The organism is Natronospira sp., from assembly GCF_007134575.1.
Classification (GTDB): Bacteria; Pseudomonadota; Gammaproteobacteria; order Natronospirales; family Natronospiraceae; genus Natronospira; species Natronospira elongata.
Map to the genome: position 1 here is coordinate 1 of NZ_SLKM01000201.1, position 2,780 is coordinate 2,780.

General features: G+C 58.6%; 3 protein-coding genes and 2 tRNA genes. 1 reads left to right on the forward strand and 4 read right to left on the reverse strand.

What is annotated here, in order from left to right; all coding sequences use genetic code 11:
* The 4 genes from ACJWXQ_RS07960 to ACJWXQ_RS07975 form a co-directional block, all read right to left on the reverse strand.
* Positions 1–1,589: SurA N-terminal domain-containing protein (locus tag ACJWXQ_RS07960; protein WP_406672542.1), on the reverse strand; the 1,589-nt coding region annotated here is incomplete at its 3' end.
* A 235-nt stretch (positions 1,590–1,824) separates the two neighbouring features.
* Positions 1,825–1,901, reverse strand: a tRNA-Asp gene (locus ACJWXQ_RS07965).
* Positions 1,902–1,910: 9 nt separating this feature from the next.
* Positions 1,911–1,986, reverse strand: a tRNA-Val gene (locus tag ACJWXQ_RS07970).
* A gap of 13 nt (positions 1,987–1,999) precedes the next feature.
* Positions 2,000–2,272: an HU family DNA-binding protein gene (locus tag ACJWXQ_RS07975; RefSeq protein WP_346049902.1), complete on the reverse strand. Its 273-nt coding sequence runs from the start codon at positions 2,270–2,272 to the stop codon at positions 2,000–2,002.
* Positions 2,273–2,527: 255 nt separating this feature from the next.
* Between ACJWXQ_RS07975 and ACJWXQ_RS07980 the strand changes: the two genes are divergently transcribed.
* On the forward strand, positions 2,528–2,780 hold a 253-nt coding region (locus ACJWXQ_RS07980; protein WP_406672543.1), incomplete at its 3' end, for a hypothetical protein.

Below are 2,780 nucleotides of genomic sequence, written 5' to 3' on the forward strand. Positions count from 1 at the left end.
ATCGGCTGGTCCGCTTCTTCGGCAAGATCCAGGAAGGACTCACCCTCGCCCGCCCGTTCACGCAAACGTTCGGCCAGGGCACGGGCTTCCCGCGTTGCCTTGTCCTGACGAACTTCCTCGCGAATCTGGTCGGCCACAGCTTCCAGTGGCCGCTGCTCGGCCGGACGATGATCCACTACCCGGAGCACCACGACCGTGTCGTCATCCAGTTCAATGGGATCACTGTTGAGCGCCTCGTCCAGCACCATGGCGCTGAAGGCTTCCTGACGAACACGGGAATGGCCGGCAATGCCCTCACCCTCATCCCGGGTCACGTCCTCGACCGTCCGAATATCCAGGTCAAGGATATCGGCAATGGGCTCCAGGGCATCCGGGTTGGTAAAGGCCTCATCTGCCATGGTTTCGCGCAGATCGAAGAAGCGACGCTCGGCTTCGGTCTGGCGCAGATCAGCAAGCAGCTCGTCACGGGCTTCTTCGAAAGGCAGCGGTTCCGGCGTTTCGATCTCATCCACCCGAACCAGGTGCAAACCGAACTCACTCTCCACCACTTCACTGACTTCGCCCGCTTCCAGGGTGAAAATCACTTCATCGACAGCGTCAACCATGTCGCCGGGCAAGACCCAGCCAAGGCTGCCACCCTCCTCGCCGGAAAGGGTATCGTCAGAGTACTCGCGGGCCAGGTCCTCGAAGGATTCACCATCGGCCAGGCGCTGCCGCAAGGACTCGATCTTCTCTCGGGCGGCGGATTCATCGTCATCCATGCGAATCAGGATGTGACGGGCATAGCGCTCCTCGTCCTCCAGGTAACGCTCCCGGTCACGCTCCCAGGCCTCACGCAGCTCTTCCTCACCGATCTCGATACGCTCGCGAACCTCGGCCATGGACAGCTTGATGTAGCGCAGATCCACCTGTTCGGCTGTCATGTAGCGATCAGCATGGGTCTCGTACCATTCCTCGACCTCATCGTCGCTGACATCGACCCGATCAATGAAGTCGGCGGGAGCAATACTGATTTCGTCGAAGATGCGGCGCTGGGCTTCCAGACGCGCCATGCGCTCAATTTCCTGATCGGTCACAAAGGTCGAACGAGAAACGGCGCTCTGAAGATACTGACCCTTGAGCTCCCGAGTCAGGTTCTGCTCCAGCTGTGACGGAGTCATATTCTGTGCCCGCAACAGAGTGCGATAACGCTCCATCGAGAATTCGCCATCCACATGGAAAGCCTGGATGGAACGGATCTGTTCAATCACTTCGCGCTCGTCGGCACGAAAACGCTGATCCTCGGCACGCTGAATCAGAAGCTCTTCCTGAATCATTTGATCCAGGACCTGACGGCGCAGGCGGGATTCATCGATCATCTCTGGATCGAACTGGTCCCCGAACATCTGCCGCAGTTGCTGGAACTGATTCTGGTAGCGATCCCGGAAGCGCTGGTTGGGGATCTCCTCGCCATTGACCGTGGCCACAGCGTTGGTGAATCGCCCTTCGAAGTAGGTGTTAATCCCAAACAGGGCGAAGGGGATGCTGAGAAGAATGACCACAACCCAGGCAATCCAGCCGGTAATATTATCTCTGATGGACTGAAGCATAGTGTCTCTGTACGTTTTCCGTCCCCGCGGCTGCGGGGGCCCCCGAAGGCTGCTGATGACAGTCGGCTGGCCGGTGGAATCGGAATTCGCCACCCGGGCCGCCCTACAAACCGCCTAGGATGCCACCAAATGAGCCGGGGCTCAAAGGCTTGGCGCCGATTTCTTCTCCATCCAGGCGGGATACCGACAAGCGGGCAAAAAAAGAGGGCATCCAACAGGATGCCCTCTTCTCGTATGGCGGAGTGGACGGGACTCGAACCCGCGACCCCCGGCGTGACAGGCCGGTATTCTAACCAACTGAACTACCACTCCGACTTTTACTGGTGGGTGCTGGAGGGCTCGAACCTCCGACCCTCGCCTTGTAAGGGCGATGCTCTCCCAGCTGAGCTAAGCACCCTCAAGGAAAGCGTTTAGTTTACCGCATCCTTGAGCGCTTTACCAGCCTTGAAACCCGGAACCTTGCTGGCGGGAATCTGGATGGTTGCACCCGTTTGCGGGTTGCGGCCGGTGCGTGCGGCACGCTCCTTCACGGAGAAGGTGCCAAAGCCGACCAGCGTGACCTGATCACCCTTCTTGAGGGTCTGAGTCACGTTGTCGATGACGGAATCCACGGCACGAGTGGCATCGGCCTTGGACAGATCCGCGGACGCGGCCACGGCTTCGATCAGTTCCTGCTTGTTCATAGAACCCTTTCCCCTGTTTGCGGTGGAGTTTCCGCGACGATCTGAAGGCAGGCTCCGTCCGGTATCCGGCATTAAAGCCTTGCCGGCCCCGACTCCTCACCTCCATGAGGCGGGGCATTATGTCAGCATTCAGGATTCGCGGCAACCGTATTTCGTCGACCGATCAGCTCGACCGGCAATGACGTCCTGAGGTTTATACCAACTGCCGAAATTGAGTGTCAACACGGTCCGGGCAACACCGGCTTCGCCGAGGCGATGTCGCCGGCGTTTGCAGGCGACATACACATTCTCAGAGACAATACGCGTCATTGGCTTGATCAACAGGCTGATGACATTGGTGGCACGCACCTTAAGCGTCAGAAGTTGCGGGATTCAATCCGCGAGCAGCTGGCGTCCAATCGCTTGACACTGATAAAGGGCCTTCCGGGCACTGGAAAAACTGTACTGCTACGCGACCTGGTAGGAGAACTCGCTGAAGAAGGCACCACTTTATTTCTTACGGCCAACC

What these genes read in the sequence shown, in the direction of transcription:
- ACJWXQ_RS07975 (WP_346049902.1), bottom strand. Translation starts at nt 2,272, where the DNA reads ATGAACAAGCAGGAACTGATCGAAGCCGTGGCCGCGTCCGCGGATCTG.